Genomic DNA, 13,866 nt, shown 5'->3' with positions numbered 1-13,866 from the left:
AGCTGCGGCTTCGAGTTTTAAAAAGGGGCGCATCGACGCAGGCTTTCAGCCCGTCAGCCGCGCCCGGCAAACCAGGAACCGAGCCATGAAGACCGATATCCATCCCGACTACCACACCATCAAGGTCGTCATGACCGACGGCACCGAGTACATGACCCGTTCGACCTGGGGCAAGGAAGGCGATACGATGAACCTCGACATCGACCCGACCACGCACCCGGCCTGGACCGGCGGCCAGCAGACCCTGCTCGACCGCGGCGGCCGCCTGTCGAAGTTCAAGAAGCGCTTCGAAGGTTTCGGCCTCTAGGCCTCATCAGCTTTTCGCAGACCAGAGAACCCGCCCCCGTGGCGGGTTTTTTGTTGGCCAATGCACGTCCCTTCACGCTGGCGCTTGCCCCCACCTCCGCCTTGTCGGTCCCGTGTGGGAGGTCGGACCGAAGGTCGGGGTGGGGGTCGGCGCTGCCCCACCCCGCTGCTTCGCAGCGACCCTCCCCACGAGGGGGCGGGTGAGAGCATCCTATTCCGCAAGCAATTCCCTGAGCGCCATGCGCTTGTAGGCGGCGACCAGCCTGTCGCCCTCCTTCCGCTCGACCGAGATCGCCAGCCGCATGGCGGCCTCGCCCATCTGCCAGACGAGAAACGCCGTCGTCTCCAGCGCGACGGCATCGGCATCGGGCCGCAGGCGTTTGAGCGTCGCAGTGAGAAATTCGGCGTTCGCACGGCTGTCGGCGAGCTCCAGTTCGCGCAGCGCTTTGTCGGCCTGCGTGCCCGACCAGATATCGCGCATCACCGGCTCCGCCAGGAACAGGTGGTAATAAATGCCCACCAGTTCCGAGAACGCCCGCCGAAGGCCCTCGGCGTCGCCGACGTCCTTGAGCGCGGCTGAAATGCAGGCCTGGCTTTCGGCGGTGTAGCGCTCGGCCAGCGCCCAGACGATCGCCCGCTTGTCGGGGAAGAACTGGTAGAGCGAGCCGATCGACACCCCAGCCCGCTCCGCCACCTCGCCCATGCGCATGGCATCGCTGCCTTGCTCCGCAATCAGCGCCGAGGCGGCGGCGAGCATGCGCTCGACCCGTTCACGGCTGCGCTGCTGGCTCGGCGCGCGGCGTGGCGTGGCGACCTGTTCCGGTGGGGACGTGGCGGTTTTTTCCATGGCTCTTCAACAGACGCCGGGCGGCAATGCCACCCAGAAATGACTTGACTCGCAAAATACGAGGGTTTATCACGTTTTGCAAATATGAGGATTTCTCATGTTTTGAAAGAAGCAGACGGGATAATTGATTTGAAGGCGTCGAACAGGTGCCCGGCCACCCCCCAAAACTTTTCTGCCCATTGCGACTGAAACCGCCGCAACCGGCATCTGGAGCAACTGACATGATCGCGAAACTACTTCCCAGCCTCATCTTCATCGCCGCTATCGGCTCGGGCGTTGTTGGCGGCGTGTTCTTCGCCTTTTCCAACTTCGTCATGCCGGCAATGGCTCGCCTGCCTGCCGCGGGCGGTATCGCCGCCATGAACTCGATCAACATCACCGTCATCACGCCGATGTTCATGACCGCCTTGTTCGGCACCGGCCTGATCTGCCTTGTCTTGATCGCCGGCGCCATCATCGGCTGGCAGCAGCCAGGCTCCTTCTGGCTGCTGGCCGGCGCAGTCATCTATCTCGTCGGCAACCCGATCGTGACGATGGTTTTCAACGTGCCGCTCAACGACGCGCTGGCCGCCGTCGATCCGGCCAGCAGCAACGGCGCTGCTGTATGGACCACCTATCTCAGGGACTGGGTGATGTGGAACCACGTGCGCGCCATCACCGCCATCGCCGCGCTGGCATCCTTCTGGTTCGCCGCGCGTTGACGTGTCTCGGTCCGCCGCGTTCGGCATCGCAGCGACCGAGGCGTGTTTATCGGGAGAAGCGCCGTGAACGACCCGTATTCCATCATGGCCTTGGGCATTGCCGCGGGGATCGGCCTCGGCGCTGTCTGTGGCGCAGCGATGGATGACCCTTCCGTCGGCATCGGCATGGGCATAGCAATCGGCGCGGGGATCGGCGCGATTTTCGGGCAGAGGCGAGGAAAATGACGTCCGGCTTCTGCGGAAGTCTCAGCTCTTCGCCTTGCGGTCGGAATGACCGAGATCGCGGTCCGGGTCGATGACGTCGCGCACCAGTTGCTTGAGTTTTGCCGCATCCGGAAAGCCGCCGTCGCGCTTGCGGTCCCAGACCAGCACCTCGTTGCACGATATGGTGAAGACGCCGCCGGTGCCGGGCACCAGCGTCACCTCGCCCAGATCGGTGCCGAATGTCGATAGCAGTTCCTGCGCCATCCAGCCGGCACGCAGCAGCCACTGGCACTGCGTGCAATAGGTGATGCGGATGGTGGGCAGCGGTTTTTCGATCATGTCAGGCTTTGCTCACGCAGCGCTGAGCTTGGCCATGGTCTCCTCGTCGACCTCGAAATTGGCGTAGACGCTTTGAACGTCGTCGTCGTCCTCGAGCGTGGCGACCAGCTTCATCAGCGACTGGGCGCGTTCTTCGTCGACCGGAACATTGTTCTGCGGCTTCCAGATAGGCTTCACCGATTCCGCCTCGCCGAGAGAGGCTTCCAGTGCCTTCGACACCTCGCCGAGGTTTTCGAAGGCGCAATAGATGGTGTGGCCTTCCTCATCCGACTCCACGTCATCGGCGCCGGCTTCGATTGCCGCGTCCACGACCTTGTCGGCGCTGCCGGCCGATGCCGGATAATAGATCTCGCCGACCCGATCCCACATGAACGACACCGAGCCGGTTTCGCCCATCGCCCCACCGGCCTTGGTGAAGGCGGCGCGCACATTCGAAGCCGAGCGGTTGCGATTGTCGGTCAGCGCCTCGACGATCACGGCGACGCCGCCGGGACCGTAGCCCTCGTAACGCACGGCTTCGTAATTTTCGGCGTCGCCCATCGACGCCTTGTTGATGGCGCGCTGGATGTTGTCCTTCGGCATCGACACCGCCTTGGCGTTCTGCACGGCAAGGCGCAGGCGCGGATTCATCGACGGATCGGGCGTCCCGCTCTTGGCCGCGACGGTGATTTCGCGCGCCAGCTTGGAAAACATTTTCGACCGCACCGCGTCCTGACGGCCCTTGCGGTGCATGATGTTCTTGAACTGTGAATGGCCAGCCATGGCACCCCTGTCGTGTTCGGCTAGAGCATTGCGCGGCGAGATGCATGACCCGCCTTCCGCAATGCTCGAATTCAAAATGTCAGAACGTCCCTGCTGCGTCCGAATGGACGTATGGCGCTCTTTGTCGGAATGGCCGGCTTATAGATAAATCGGCTCAATTCGTCCAGCCGCGCCGCGCTTTACCACGCACGGCAAAAGCCGTGACGGCTGTTCACCCCTCCAGATCCGACTTCAGCCGGTCGATGATACTAAGCGCATGGCCTGCGTACTGGCTGATCCAGCGGTCGTGTATCTCCTTAATCGGCAGCGCATTGAGATGGTTCCAGCGCTCGCGCCCCTCGCGCCGCGCCACGATGAGATCGGCCTCTTCCAGCACTTTGAGATGCAGCATGACGGTGCAGCGGTCGATGTCGGAAAACGCCTCGCACAGCATGCCGGTCGTCTTTGGCGCGTCCTTCAGCAGATCCAGCATCTCGCGCCGACGCGGATGCGCCAGCGCCTTGAAAACATTGTCGTCTTGCGATCGGCTTGACATGTTATTTTTTTATAACATAAGCTCCTATCAATCAAGGAAGGAACTGTGGATATGTCTCTTGGATTCAGGGTTTCAGGACGCATCGGCAAACCGGTCGCCGACGTCTTCGACGCGGTCGTCAATCCGAAGAAGCTCAGCTCCTATTTCACCACCATCGGCGGTGCCAGCGCGCCCTTGGTGCCGGGCGCCAATGTCGTGTGGTGGGGCAAGGTGCCGGTCGAAGTAGACGAAATCGTCAGGGACAGCCGCATCGTGCTGCGCTGGGATGCCACCGACGAAGAGGGAAAGCCGGCCTACAAGACCCGCATCGAGATGAATTTCGAGCCGCTCGACGACGGCGGCACCTTCGTCACCATCGCCGAGGCCGGCTGGCACGAGGACGCGGTCGGCCTGAAGAAGTCCTATCTCAATTGCGAGGGCTGGTCGCAGATGCTGGCCTGCATGAAGGCCTATGTCGAACACGGCATCAATTTGCGCGACGGCTACTACCGCAGCGAGATGAAGGGCGAGCCTGCCAACGAGACCAACATTTGAGCGAAGGGAGGCCTGCCGTGAAAGTAACCCCGTTCCTGATGTTCGAAGGCAAGGCCGAGCAAGCCATGGCCTTCTATTGTGAGACCATTCCGGATAGCCGCGTCCTCGACCTCACGCGCTACGGTGCAGGCGAGGACGGACCCGAAGGGGCAGTCAAGCTGGCTCGCGCATCCATCGGCGGCACGGAGGTCATGATCTTCAACAGCCCTGTGCACCACGCCTTCACCTTCACGCCGTCGGTCTCGCTCTTCGTCGACTGTTCCACCGAAGAAGAGCTGGAGCGCATCGTCGAGGCCTTGTCCAAAGACGGCACGTTTCTGATGCCGACCGGCAATTACGGTTTCAGCCGTCGTTTCGCTTGGCTGAACGACAGGTTCGGCGTTTCCTGGCAGATCAATCTGCCATAGCAGGACCGGGCCAAGCCGAGATCTGGCTGGGACTGTTCACCGGGGATTTCCCGGGCGCCGCCGATCATCTCGCCAAGGTCGGCGTCGAGCGAGGCGACGCCATCGAGCCGCTGGGAGAAGGCTTCCGCGGTTTCTGGATCACCAGCCCCGCCAACATCGTTCACATGGTGCGGGAGCCCGACGCCTGGTGAAGGCGTATTCGGCAGAGGAGAACGGTATGGAAATCCGCGAGACACCGACGGCCGAAGCCGCCATGCTGATCCGGCGGCCGGTCTCCGACGTTTTCGAGGCCATCGTCGACCCGGAGATCACCACGAAATTCTGGTTCACCCATTCCAGCGGCAGGCTGGACGGCGGCAAGCCGGTTCAATGGGAGTGGCGCATGTATGGCGTCTCGACGACGGTGGTCGCCAGCGAGATCGTCGTCAACGAAAAGATCGTCATGCAATGGAGCGATCCGCCGACCACGGTGATCTGGACCTTCACCGAAATGCCAGGTGACGCGACCTTCCTGGAGGTCCACAATTTCGGCTTTGCCGGCAATGGCGACGAACAGGCGAAACAGGCGGTCGATTCAACCGGCGGCTTCACGCTCGTTCTGGCCGGCGCCAAGGCCTGGCTCGAACAAGGCCTGACACTAGGCCTGATCGGCGACCGTCACCCGAAGGGCGCACCGGGGAGTTGAACCGGCTCAGGTTTTACACTTTTCCTGCTCGATCACGTGATGGCGGAGCACACGATTGATTTCGGTCTGGTAACCACCACCCCCGACATGCTCCTTGAACCACGATAGCACGTCAGTATCGAGTCTGATTGTCACTGGCTGCTTGAGTGGTCTGTAAAGATGTCCACGACGAGCATGAATCCAATTCTCCGCCGGAACTTCTGGGATGTCGGAAGTATTAATTTCGCTGTCAGGCAAACCAGCCAGCTTGGCGAGCTGGTTGCGCTGATCCTGACTAAGGTCCTTCTTGCTCATAGCGCCTCCTTTCATGCGCTGTCGCTTTCCGGGCACCAACAATCCTAACTCGTCCTTCATCTTCGCGATCAGGATATGTGTGGACAACCAGCATGACCACTACGGCATCGATCGTCCCGATAGCGTGCCAACGCTGCTCACCATCTTCAAACCGGTCGGGCACGATGAGATAAAGCGGATCATCGAACACCTTCTGCGCGAGATCGAATCCGATGCCGAGCTTGGCAAGTTTGCGCCTGGCTCTTTCAGCATCCCATTCGAACCGCAAAGCAGCACCATCGATTACGATATTGTACGTACAATTTCGTAAGAGTCAGCCTGAACTCGGCATTGGCCATGTCGTCAGGCTCAATGCCCGCCGCCGGACTTCGCCTTCTTGCGGTTCCGCGCCAGCATGTTGAGGCCTTCGACGAGCGCCGAAAAACCCATCGCCGCGTAGATATAACCCTTGGGCACATGGTAGCCCATGCCGTCGGCGATCAGCGTCATGCCGATCATCAACAGGAAGCCCAGCGCCAGCATGACGATGCTCGGGTTCCTGGCTATGAAGTTCGCCAACGGCGTAGCCGCCAGCATCATCACCGTAACCGCCACGATGACGGCGATGTACATGATGGCGATCTCGTCGGTCATGCCGACGGCGGTAATGATGGAATCGATGGAGAAGACAAGGTCGAGAAGCAGTATCTGGAAGATGGCGCCGGCAAGGCTCATCTGCACGGTCTCGCCCAGCATCGTGTCCTGGTGGTCGTCGGGGTCGACCGTGTGATGGATCTCCTTGGTCGCCTTCCACACCAGGAACAGGCCACCGGCGATCAGGATCAGGTCGCGCCAGGAAAAGCCGTGGCCAAGGGCGGTGAAGACCGGCGCCGTCAGTTGGACGATGATCGAGATGGTGGCGAGCAGCACCAGCCGCATGACGAGCGCCGCCGAGATGCCGAGCCGGCGGGCGCGGGCTCGCTGTGCTTCCGGCAGCTTGTTGGTCAGGATCGAGATAAAGATCAGGTTGTCGATGCCGAGCACGATCTCGAGCACCACCAGGGTCAACAGCGCGACCCAGGCGGTGGGATCGGACACGAAGGCGAAGTGCGGCGCCAGGAACTCGATAAGCTGCATGGAGGTCGTCCCCTCTACGATCTAGAGCAGTGTCGCCGGCAGTTAGGTATTGAGAGCCCCTATATCAATGTCACGTCCAGAAGGACGGCGCCGTTTCCTCGAGCCGCGGCCCGCGGCGAAACGGCGCGATCTTCTCGGTCAGCCCCGTGCGGTCGGAAATATCAACGCCGACGCCGCACAAGGTCGCGGGTCCGGTCGCCGCCTCGAAACGCCCCTTCGGCACTTTCGACAGGAACCGGTTGAGCGGCTCCTCCTTGTCCATGCCGAGCGACGAATCATAATCGCCGCACATGCCCGCGTCGGAAATGTAGCCGGTGCCGCCATTGAGGATATGGTGATCGGCGGTCGGCTGGTGGGTGTGAGTGCCGACCACGAGGCTGGCGCGACCGTCGACGAAATGCGCGAAGCACATTTTTTCGGAGGTCGCCTCGGCGTGGAAGTCGATGACCACGGCATCCGCCTGCTCGCCGAGCGGACAGGCGGCAAGCTCGCGCTCGCCAGCCTGGAAGGGATCGTCGAGCTCGGGATGCATGAACACCCGGCCCATGATGTTGGCGACCAGCACGCGCGCGCCGCTCCTGGCGATGTAGACGCCCGAGCCGCGCCCTGGCGTACCCTTGGGAAAATTGGACGGGCGCAGGAAGCGCTCTTCGCGCGGCGCGAAGGCGAGCGCATCGCGCTGGTCCCAGACATGGTTGCCGGTGGTGACGACATCGGCGCCGGCCGCGATGGTCTCGCGAAAAATCTCCTCGGTGATGCCGAAGCCGCCGGCCGCGTTTTCGCCGTTGACGATGACGAAATCGAGCTTGAAGTCCGAGATCAGGCCCGGCAATTGCTCCCACACCGCCGTGCGGCCTGTCTTGCCGACCATGTCGCCGAGGAAGAGAAGTCTCATCACGCTTGACCCCGAAAAGTGGCATGACTTTCGGCAAAGATCATGCGTTCCAAAGAACTATCTACAATTCTGGCTCGAACCGGCGCAACCCGCTCTCGGTGAGTATTTCCGGGATGATGACGTCATGGTCCTCATTGGGAACCATCGTCACTTCCTGGCAGTCGAAAGCAATGCCGATCAGCCGGGGCGCATGCCCCTTGTCGACAAGCTTGGCGATCGCACGGTCATAATAGCCCGCGCCGTAACCGATGCGGTGGCCGCGCGCGTCGAAACCGGCGAGCGGCACCAGCATGACGGAGGGGTCAAGAACTTCGGCTTCCTCATGCGGTCCGACGGTGCCAAATCCCATATCGACCATCGGCGCGCCGCGTACCAATTCGCGAAAGACGATGGTCGTCTTGTCGAGGATCGCCGGAAGGCAGAGCCGTGCGCCCTTTTCGCGCAAGGCGAACATCAGCGGCCGGACATCGACTTCCGAGCGCATTGGCCAGAAGCCGGACACGATTTGACCTGGCTCGATGGCAAGCTGGTCGCGCGCGGTTTCGGCCATATCGAGCGCGACTTCCACCCGCCAGAATTCATCGAGCGCGTCGCGGCGGCCAAGCGCTTCCTTGCGAAGCTGTTTTTTCAGGTCTTTTGAGGATGCCATGCGCAGACGCTAGAAAAAGCCAGACCTGAATGGACGTTTTGGGAGCGACGCTTTCCATCGCATGATCCACGAAATACGTGGATGTGGCGAATAAGTGACGATCCACACAACCGGTGGAGAAGTCGATCCCGGGTGCCTACAAAGTAGGTGGGCGCCGTGTGAGAAAACCCACGGGTCTTCCCAGGGACAGCTCCCTAAGGATCGTTAAGGCCCCGGGGAAAAGTGTCTCCTGCCGGGAAGCGCAGACCGTCAGCCCCAATATAGGCCGATGCCCTCCCAAGCGCCAGAGACTTGGCGCCAGAGAGTTGGCGCTCTTGCCCTGCCGGCTTCACACTTCGCCGCCGCCAACCCACCCTTGCATGGGCCAAGCCGTCTCCTTACGGTCGTCCGTACTGAACCAAGGAGCAAAAATGCGTTTCGAAGGCACTGCGGCCTACGTCGCCGACAAGGATCTGATGGTGGCGGTCAACGCGGCGATCGCGCTGGAACGGCCCTTGCTGGTCAAAGGTGAGCCCGGCACCGGCAAGACGGAGCTTGCCAGGCAAGTGGCGGCGGCACTCGGGCTGGAACTCATCGAATGGCACGTCAAATCGACGACGCGGGCGCAGCAAGGCCTCTACGAGTACGATGCAGTGTCGCGGCTGCGCGACAGCCAACTTGGCGATACCAGGTTCAACGATATCAAAAACTACATCAAGCGCGGCAAATTGTGGGAAGCCTTCGCCGCCGGCAAGAAAGTCGTCCTCCTAATCGACGAGATCGACAAGGCCGATATCGAATTTCCCAACGACCTCTTGCAGGAACTCGACCGGATGGAGTTCTTCGTCTACGAGACCGGCGAGACGATCCGCGCCGCGGTGAGGCCGATCGTCATCATCACCTCCAACAACGAGAAGGAGCTGCCGGACGCCTTCCTACGCCGCTGCTTCTTCCACTACATCCGCTTTCCCGACGTCGAGACGCTGCACAGGATAGTCGATGTGCACTATCCCGGCATCAAGCAGAATCTGGTGCGGGCGGCGCTCACTCAGTTCTACGAAATCCGCGACGTGCCGGGGCTGAAGAAGAAGCCGTCGACCTCCGAGGCGCTCGACTGGATAAGGCTGCTGGTCGCCGACGACATCGCGCCCGAGGATCTGCGCGCCGACCCGAAGAACGCGCTGCCCAAGCTGCATGGCGCACTGCTGAAGAACGAGCAGGACGTGCATCTGTTCGAACGGCTGGCCTTCATGGCGAGACGGCAAGGGTGACGAGCGGCTCGGCGTCCTGAGGCCGAGCCGCAAGGCATTGCTAGGAGCGCACCTCGCCAGCACCCTGCGCAGGACGCCCGCTTCGCTGCTGCGGCGCGACATGTTTTGGACCGAAGATAGCAAAGCTGATGACGGCAAGAGCCAGAACGCCGATCCCGCTATAGAGCATGACCCAGCCAAAACCGTTGACCAGGGCGGCATGAACGATGGCGCCCGTCGGGTCGAGGGTCGCAAGCTTGGGCGAGTATTGCGCCAGGCCGTCGAGATTGCCGGCTGCGATCTTCTCCGCCAGGGCGCGCAGTTCGTTCGGGTCGACAGCCGTGCCGAATGCGTTGCGCAGATAAGAAACGATCCCCTGCGTCAGCAGCAGTCCCAGCACCGCGATGTTGATGGCAAGCGTGATCAGCCGCGCACTGATATCGATGCCGGACGCCATGCCGGCACGATCGGGTGGCACCGAGCCGGTCGTGGTGTTGGTGGTCGGCGAATTGGTCAGGCCGATGCCGATGCCGGCGATCAGCGTGCCGGGCAGCATGGTCAGCCAGTTGCCCTCGAGCCCGGACCCTATCCACATGGCGATGAAACCGACCCCCAATGTCAACAAGCCGAGCGGGATCGCCACCCGCGCCTGATAGCGTGCCCGAAGGCGCTCGGCGATCGACGGCATCAGCATGAAGGGTAGCGTGTAGACGAGCAGCAACAGCCCGGTCGTGGTGCTGTCGTAACCGACGACCCCCGAAAAATAGATCGGCAGATAGATGATGAACGGCCAGTAGCTGAAATTCATGCCGATGCCGCCCATGATCGCTCCCGAGAATTGGCGGATGCGGAAAACGGAGAAATCGAACATCGGATAGGGATTGATCTTCTCGGCTACGAGGAACGCGACGAAGGCCAGCACGGCCGCGCTTGCCACGCCGGTGCGCGCGCCAGCGCCCAGATCGGCCCCTTGCGTGATCAGATAGGAGAAGCCGAACACCGCGAACGACAGTGTCAGTATGCCGGCCCGGTCAAGCTTCTGCGCGTTGCGATCGCGCGATTCGGTGACACCGGCGCCGATGAAGGCCAGGGCAAGAACGGCAAGCGGCACATGGATGAGGAACACCCATTGCCAACTCGACAGCGTCACAATCAATCCGCCAATGGCGGGGCCGAAGCCAAGCCCGATGCCCGAGACGACGCTCCAGGCGACGAAGGCTTTGCCGCGTTCACTGCCGTCTTGAAACTGGTGAGACAACACCGCCACGCTGCAGGTAAACATCGCTCCGCCCGCCAGGCCTTGCAGAAAACGCGCGATGATAAGGAGCGAAGCGCTCGTTGCGAGACCGCATAGCAGGGAGGCGAGGCCAAAGGCGACGGTGGTGCCCACCATCACGCGTTTGCGGCCGAGACGGTCGGCCAATGTCCCCGTCGCCATCAACACCGTGGTGCAGGCAATGGTGTAGGCATTCATGATCCATTGCAGATCCTTGAAATCAGCGCCAAGCACGGTTTCCAGTTTCGGCAGGATCACCGGGACGCTGGAGATTTCGAGGCCGAACAGCAGCGAGGCGAGGCAGACCCCCGCAAGAGCAACGGTGTTTCGGTCGATTGGAAACGTCATGTCGGTCACTTTCAGTCGGAGCATTCGGAAGTGGCTGCGAGCGTCGCTCTTCACACAGCGGTCGACATGACTTAAATGACCCCCCATCATGAAAAAAGACTATGCGTTTCTATTTCAGAAATGACAAAACGGAATGATTAGAGATGCCCAGTCTTGACGTCGATGCCGTGCGGACCTTCGTCATGGTGGCCGACCTGCAGAGCTTCACGCGTGCGGCTGCCGCGCTGGGCAGCACCCAGGCGACGATCAGCGTTAAGCTGCGTCGGCTGGAAGAGAAGCTCGGCGCGCGTCTGATCGAACGAACGCCGCGCCGCGTGGCCCTCTCGGCAAGGGGAGCGGCTTTTCTCCCGGCGGCGCGTGAATTCCTTGCCGCCCACGAACGAGCCGTTACGGAATTTTCCGACGCGCCGTGTCGGCTTGCTCTCGGCTTTGTCGATCACGTCGCCGGGCCTGAGCTGTCCATATTGATAGCCCAGTTGCATGCCCATGATCCGTCGCTCGCGCTCAACATCAGGATCGATACGAGCTCCATGCTGGAGGAGGCTTTCGATCGCGGTGAGCTCGATGCGGTGATTGTCCATCAGGAAGACGACAGCCGCCGCGGCGAAGCCTTGTCGCGCACTCAATATGGCTGGTTCGCCGCCCCGGCCTTCGAATGGCGGCCGGGAACGCCATTGCGCCTGGCGCTGCTAAGCACCGTATGCAATTGCCCTGACCGCGTGAGAGCTGTCGAGGCACTGGATAAGGCAGGCATTGCCTGGAACGAGGCTTTCGTGGGCGGCGGCGGCGCAGCCGTCAATATCGCGGTGTCGGCCGGCTTCGCCGTCGCTGCGCTCGCCTACCGTGTCGCGCCGCCCGGCCTGGTCGAGGTGGGCCGCAAACTCGGCCTGCCGCCAATTCCCCCTTCCGAGATCGTTTTGCATTCGCACAGCTTGGCGCCAAGGGCACGAGAGGCGCTGCACATGCTCGCGACCGCTTTTCGCGAGTATAGTTCGCCGGCGGGATAGGGAAGGGTGTTCCTGATCCCGATTCTGTTGGTATGGATTGGGTTCCAGACCTCAGAGGGAACGAAATGGCCGAGATCACTATCCGCCCGCTCGCAGAATCCGACCACGCCGACTGGCGCAGGCTTTGGACCGCTTACCTTGCTTTCTACGAGACGAAGCTGCCCCAAGAGGTCTACGAGGTCACCTGGAAGCGCCTGTTCACGCAAGGCGAGTTCGAACCTAAGGGCTTTATCGCCGTCCTCGACGGCAAGGCTGTCGGCCTCACCCATTACCTGTACCATCGCTCTTGCTGGTCTGAGAAAAACAACTGCTACTTGCAAGATCTGTTCGCCGACCCCGAAGTGCGCGGCAAGGGGATTGGCGCTGCGCTGATCGAAGCCGTGAAGCAGGAAGCCGGCAAGATCGGCGTCAGGAATGTCTACTGGATGACGCACGAAACCAACGCCACGGCGCGCAAGCTCTATGACCATGTCGCGCGCCGCACCGGCTTCATCGAGTACGACCTCTTATAGACAGAAAATGTTCATCCCCTTCTTCCTCGAACTGAAGGCTGCACGCGTTCCCGTCTCTTTGCGGGAATACCTGTTGCTGCTGGAGGGGTTGGAAGCCGGGCTGGTCGACTATGACGTCGAAGGTTTTTACTACCTCGCTCGCGCCGCGCTGGTGAAGGACGAGTGCCATATCGACCGCTTCGACCAGGTGTTCGCGCATGTCTTCAAGGGTGTGGAGGCGCTCAGCGGTCCGAATGCCGTCAACGTCGCTGATATCCCCGAGGAATGGCTGCGCCGGCTGGCCGAAAAGCACCTGACCGAGGAAGAGAAAAAGCTGGTCGCGGCGCTCGGCGGTTTCGAGAAGCTGATGGAGACGCTGAAGCAGCGGCTCGAGGAGCAGAAAGGCCGCCACCAAGGCGGCTCGAAATGGATCGGCACTGGCGGCACCTCGCCTTTCGGCGCCTATGGCTACAATCCCGAAGGCGTGCGCATCGGCCAGCATGAGAGCCGCAACCGCCGGGCCGTGAAGGTCTGGGACAGGCGCGAGTTCAGGAATTTCGACGACGCCGTCGAGCTCGGCACCCGCAACATCAAGATCGCGCTGAAGCGGCTGCGCCGCTGGGTGCGTGAAGGCGCCGAGGAGGAGTTCGACCTGCCCGGCACCATCCACGCCACCGCCGAGCACGGTTATCTCGACGTCAAGACGCGGCCAGAGCGGCGCAACGCGGTGAAGCTTTTGATGTTCTTCGATGTCGGCGGCTCGATGGACGACCACATCAGAAGCGTCGAGGAATTGTTCTCGGCCGCCGGCGCCGAATTCCGCCAGCTCGAATATTTTTATTTCCACAACTGCCTCTACGAGGGCGTGTGGAAGGACAATCGCCGCCGCCATGCCGATACGATCCCGACCTTCGATCTCCTCCACAAATATGGACCTGACTACAAGGTGATCGTGGTCGGCGATGCCTCGATGAGCCCTTACGAAATCGCGCATCCCGGCGGCTCGGTCGAGCACTGGAATCCGGAGGCGGGCGCCGTCTGGCTCGGCCGTCTGCTGCGGCAGTGGCCGAACGCGGTATGGCTAAACCCCGAGAGCCAGAAGAACTGGGGTTTCACCCATTCGATCGCTATGATCCGCGACATGTTCGGCGGCCGCATGTTTCCGCTGACGCTGGCCGGGTTGGAAGGCGCCACCAGGCAATTGTCGCGCAAGCACTAAGCCGGGACAATGACGGGAGGTT

20 protein-coding genes, 1 other RNA gene and 1 pseudogene are annotated in these 13,866 nt (G+C 61.7%); 11 read left to right on the top strand and 11 right to left on the bottom strand.

The features are described from left to right. The first annotated feature begins 85 nt into the window (after window positions 1–85). A complete protein-coding gene (gene rpmE / locus FJ428_RS23670; RefSeq protein ID WP_006327661.1) occupies window positions 86–307 on the top strand; it encodes a 50S ribosomal protein L31 in 222 nt (73 codons plus the stop codon). A gap of 210 nt (window positions 308–517) precedes the next feature. Here the strand turns inward: rpmE and FJ428_RS23665 are convergent, their stop codons facing one another. Continuing rightward, on the bottom strand, window positions 518–1,153 hold the full coding sequence (locus tag FJ428_RS23665) for a TetR/AcrR family transcriptional regulator (protein ID WP_140729302.1): 636 nt from the start codon (window positions 1,151–1,153) through the stop codon (window positions 518–520). A gap of 221 nt (window positions 1,154–1,374) precedes the next feature. Between FJ428_RS23665 and FJ428_RS23660 the strand changes: the two genes are divergently transcribed. Together FJ428_RS23660 and FJ428_RS30390 are read left to right on the top strand one after the other, a co-directional pair. Further along, window positions 1,375–1,854: a DUF1772 domain-containing protein gene (locus FJ428_RS23660; protein WP_140880355.1), complete on the top strand. Its 480-nt coding sequence runs from the start codon at window positions 1,375–1,377 to the stop codon at window positions 1,852–1,854. Between the two features lie 63 nt (window positions 1,855–1,917). After that, window positions 1,918–2,079 carry a hypothetical protein gene (locus tag FJ428_RS30390; protein ID WP_181167380.1) on the top strand — a complete coding sequence of 54 codons (162 nt, stop codon included), beginning with the start codon at window positions 1,918–1,920 and terminating at the stop codon, window positions 2,077–2,079. 21 nt (window positions 2,080–2,100) lie between these two features. Here the strand turns inward: FJ428_RS30390 and FJ428_RS23655 are convergent, their stop codons facing one another. The 3 genes from FJ428_RS23655 to FJ428_RS23645 all read right to left on the bottom strand — a co-directional run bounded on the left by FJ428_RS23655 (window position 2,101) and on the right by FJ428_RS23645 (window position 3,694). Then, window positions 2,101–2,397 (bottom strand): SelT/SelW/SelH family protein, encoded by a 297-nt coding sequence (locus FJ428_RS23655; RefSeq protein WP_140493146.1) that lies wholly within the window; start codon window positions 2,395–2,397, stop codon window positions 2,101–2,103. A 12-nt stretch (window positions 2,398–2,409) separates the two neighbouring features. Next, entirely contained in the window at window positions 2,410–3,159 is a 750-nt protein-coding gene (locus tag FJ428_RS23650) for a YebC/PmpR family DNA-binding transcriptional regulator (protein ID WP_140880354.1), read from the bottom strand. Between the two features lie 211 nt (window positions 3,160–3,370). Continuing rightward, window positions 3,371–3,694, bottom strand: coding sequence for a helix-turn-helix domain-containing protein (locus FJ428_RS23645; protein WP_140880353.1), 324 nt, complete (start codon window positions 3,692–3,694; stop codon window positions 3,371–3,373). A gap of 51 nt (window positions 3,695–3,745) precedes the next feature. Between FJ428_RS23645 and FJ428_RS23640 the strand changes: the two genes are divergently transcribed. The 4 genes and pseudogenes from FJ428_RS23640 to FJ428_RS23625 all read left to right on the top strand — a co-directional run bounded on the left by FJ428_RS23640 (window position 3,746) and on the right by FJ428_RS23625 (window position 5,320). Then, complete coding sequence (locus FJ428_RS23640) at window positions 3,746–4,228, top strand: SRPBCC domain-containing protein (protein ID WP_140816292.1); 483 nt, start codon at window positions 3,746–3,748, stop codon at window positions 4,226–4,228. A gap of 38 nt (window positions 4,229–4,266) precedes the next feature. Next, a complete protein-coding gene (locus FJ428_RS23635) occupies window positions 4,267–4,635 on the top strand; it encodes a VOC family protein (protein ID WP_140816654.1) in 369 nt (122 codons plus the stop codon). An 11-nt stretch (window positions 4,636–4,646) separates the two neighbouring features. Next, window positions 4,647–4,826 (top strand): annotated as a pseudogene (locus tag FJ428_RS23630) (hypothetical protein); the annotation flags it as partial. 26 nt (window positions 4,827–4,852) lie between these two features. Further along, entirely contained in the window at window positions 4,853–5,320 is a 468-nt protein-coding gene (locus FJ428_RS23625) for an SRPBCC family protein (RefSeq protein ID WP_140554908.1), read from the top strand. Window positions 5,321–5,326: 6 nt separating this feature from the next. Here FJ428_RS23625 and FJ428_RS23620 read toward each other — a convergent pair whose 3' ends face one another. From FJ428_RS23620 to ssrS, 6 genes are all read right to left on the bottom strand, one after another. After that, window positions 5,327–5,614 carry a BrnA antitoxin family protein gene (locus FJ428_RS23620; protein ID WP_140880352.1) on the bottom strand — a complete coding sequence of 96 codons (288 nt, stop codon included), beginning with the start codon at window positions 5,612–5,614 and terminating at the stop codon, window positions 5,327–5,329. Continuing rightward, the gene (locus tag FJ428_RS23615; protein ID WP_140525035.1) at window positions 5,595–5,882 is read right to left on the bottom strand and encodes a BrnT family toxin; all 288 of its coding nucleotides are present in this window, start codon (window positions 5,880–5,882) and stop codon (window positions 5,595–5,597) included. The genes FJ428_RS23620 and FJ428_RS23615 overlap by 20 nt, the downstream gene beginning before the upstream one ends. Before the next feature lie 80 nt (window positions 5,883–5,962). After that, entirely contained in the window at window positions 5,963–6,730 is a 768-nt protein-coding gene (locus tag FJ428_RS23610; RefSeq protein WP_140517541.1) for a TerC family protein, read from the bottom strand. 70 nt (window positions 6,731–6,800) lie between these two features. Further along, window positions 6,801–7,625 carry a YmdB family metallophosphoesterase gene (locus tag FJ428_RS23605; RefSeq protein ID WP_140493122.1) on the bottom strand — a complete coding sequence of 275 codons (825 nt, stop codon included), beginning with the start codon at window positions 7,623–7,625 and terminating at the stop codon, window positions 6,801–6,803. 61 nt (window positions 7,626–7,686) lie between these two features. Further along, the gene (locus tag FJ428_RS23600) at window positions 7,687–8,274 is read right to left on the bottom strand and encodes a 5-formyltetrahydrofolate cyclo-ligase (RefSeq protein ID WP_140880351.1); all 588 of its coding nucleotides are present in this window, start codon (window positions 8,272–8,274) and stop codon (window positions 7,687–7,689) included. Window positions 8,275–8,369: 95 nt separating this feature from the next. Continuing rightward, a non-coding RNA gene (ssrS, locus tag FJ428_RS23595) (6S RNA) lies at window positions 8,370–8,525 on the bottom strand. Between the two features lie 159 nt (window positions 8,526–8,684). Between ssrS and FJ428_RS23590 the strand changes: the two genes are divergently transcribed. After that, the gene (locus FJ428_RS23590; protein ID WP_140493116.1) at window positions 8,685–9,524 is read left to right on the top strand and encodes a MoxR family ATPase; all 840 of its coding nucleotides are present in this window, start codon (window positions 8,685–8,687) and stop codon (window positions 9,522–9,524) included. A gap of 40 nt (window positions 9,525–9,564) precedes the next feature. Here the strand turns inward: FJ428_RS23590 and FJ428_RS23585 are convergent, their stop codons facing one another. Beyond that, window positions 9,565–11,127, bottom strand: a complete 1,563-nt coding sequence (locus FJ428_RS23585) for an MFS transporter (protein ID WP_224518933.1) — start codon at window positions 11,125–11,127, stop codon at window positions 9,565–9,567. Window positions 11,128–11,270: 143 nt separating this feature from the next. Here FJ428_RS23585 and FJ428_RS23580 point away from each other — a divergent pair, with 143 nt between their 5' ends. The 3 genes from FJ428_RS23580 (at window position 11,271) to FJ428_RS23570 (ending at window position 13,844) form a co-directional block, all read left to right on the top strand. Further along, a complete protein-coding gene (locus FJ428_RS23580) occupies window positions 11,271–12,134 on the top strand; it encodes a LysR family transcriptional regulator (protein ID WP_140554904.1) in 864 nt (287 codons plus the stop codon). A 65-nt stretch (window positions 12,135–12,199) separates the two neighbouring features. Further along, the gene (locus FJ428_RS23575) at window positions 12,200–12,646 is read left to right on the top strand and encodes a GNAT family N-acetyltransferase (protein ID WP_140525030.1); all 447 of its coding nucleotides are present in this window, start codon (window positions 12,200–12,202) and stop codon (window positions 12,644–12,646) included. 7 nt (window positions 12,647–12,653) lie between these two features. Then, window positions 12,654–13,844, top strand: coding sequence for a VWA domain-containing protein (locus tag FJ428_RS23570; protein WP_140880349.1), 1,191 nt, complete (start codon window positions 12,654–12,656; stop codon window positions 13,842–13,844). The last annotated feature ends 22 nt before the right edge of the window (window positions 13,845–13,866 follow it).

This window comes from Mesorhizobium sp. B2-8-1, from assembly GCF_006440955.1.
Lineage (GTDB): Bacteria > Pseudomonadota > Alphaproteobacteria > Rhizobiales > Rhizobiaceae > Mesorhizobium.
Note: the sequence above shows the minus strand (reverse complement) of the source record. Positions and strands in the feature narration are given on the sequence as shown.

What these genes read in the sequence shown, in the direction of transcription:
- FJ428_RS23600 (WP_140880351.1), bottom strand. Translation starts at nt 8,274, where the DNA reads ATGGCATCCTCAAAAGACCTGAAAAAACAGCTTCGCAAGGAAGCGCTT.
- FJ428_RS23610 (WP_140517541.1), bottom strand. Translation starts at nt 6,730, where the DNA reads ATGCAGCTTATCGAGTTCCTGGCGCCGCACTTCGCCTTCGTGTCCGAT.
- FJ428_RS23585 (WP_224518933.1), bottom strand. Translation starts at nt 11,127, where the DNA reads ATGACGTTTCCAATCGACCGAAACACCGTTGCTCTTGCGGGGGTCTGC.
- FJ428_RS23645 (WP_140880353.1), bottom strand. Translation starts at nt 3,694, where the DNA reads ATGTCAAGCCGATCGCAAGACGACAATGTTTTCAAGGCGCTGGCGCAT.
- FJ428_RS23650 (WP_140880354.1), bottom strand. Translation starts at nt 3,159, where the DNA reads ATGGCTGGCCATTCACAGTTCAAGAACATCATGCACCGCAAGGGCCGT.
- FJ428_RS23665 (WP_140729302.1), bottom strand. Translation starts at nt 1,153, where the DNA reads ATGGAAAAAACCGCCACGTCCCCACCGGAACAGGTCGCCACGCCACGC.
- FJ428_RS23580 (WP_140554904.1), top strand. Translation starts at nt 11,271, where the DNA reads ATGCCCAGTCTTGACGTCGATGCCGTGCGGACCTTCGTCATGGTGGCC.
- FJ428_RS23625 (WP_140554908.1), top strand. Translation starts at nt 4,853, where the DNA reads ATGGAAATCCGCGAGACACCGACGGCCGAAGCCGCCATGCTGATCCGG.
- rpmE (WP_006327661.1), top strand. Translation starts at nt 86, where the DNA reads ATGAAGACCGATATCCATCCCGACTACCACACCATCAAGGTCGTCATG.
- FJ428_RS23590 (WP_140493116.1), top strand. Translation starts at nt 8,685, where the DNA reads ATGCGTTTCGAAGGCACTGCGGCCTACGTCGCCGACAAGGATCTGATG.
- FJ428_RS23660 (WP_140880355.1), top strand. Translation starts at nt 1,375, where the DNA reads ATGATCGCGAAACTACTTCCCAGCCTCATCTTCATCGCCGCTATCGGC.
- FJ428_RS23605 (WP_140493122.1), bottom strand. Translation starts at nt 7,625, where the DNA reads ATGAGACTTCTCTTCCTCGGCGACATGGTCGGCAAGACAGGCCGCACG.
- FJ428_RS23640 (WP_140816292.1), top strand. Translation starts at nt 3,746, where the DNA reads ATGTCTCTTGGATTCAGGGTTTCAGGACGCATCGGCAAACCGGTCGCC.
- FJ428_RS23575 (WP_140525030.1), top strand. Translation starts at nt 12,200, where the DNA reads ATGGCCGAGATCACTATCCGCCCGCTCGCAGAATCCGACCACGCCGAC.
- FJ428_RS23620 (WP_140880352.1), bottom strand. Translation starts at nt 5,614, where the DNA reads ATGAGCAAGAAGGACCTTAGTCAGGATCAGCGCAACCAGCTCGCCAAG.
- FJ428_RS23655 (WP_140493146.1), bottom strand. Translation starts at nt 2,397, where the DNA reads ATGATCGAAAAACCGCTGCCCACCATCCGCATCACCTATTGCACGCAG.
- FJ428_RS23635 (WP_140816654.1), top strand. Translation starts at nt 4,267, where the DNA reads ATGTTCGAAGGCAAGGCCGAGCAAGCCATGGCCTTCTATTGTGAGACC.
- FJ428_RS23570 (WP_140880349.1), top strand. Translation starts at nt 12,654, where the DNA reads ATGTTCATCCCCTTCTTCCTCGAACTGAAGGCTGCACGCGTTCCCGTC.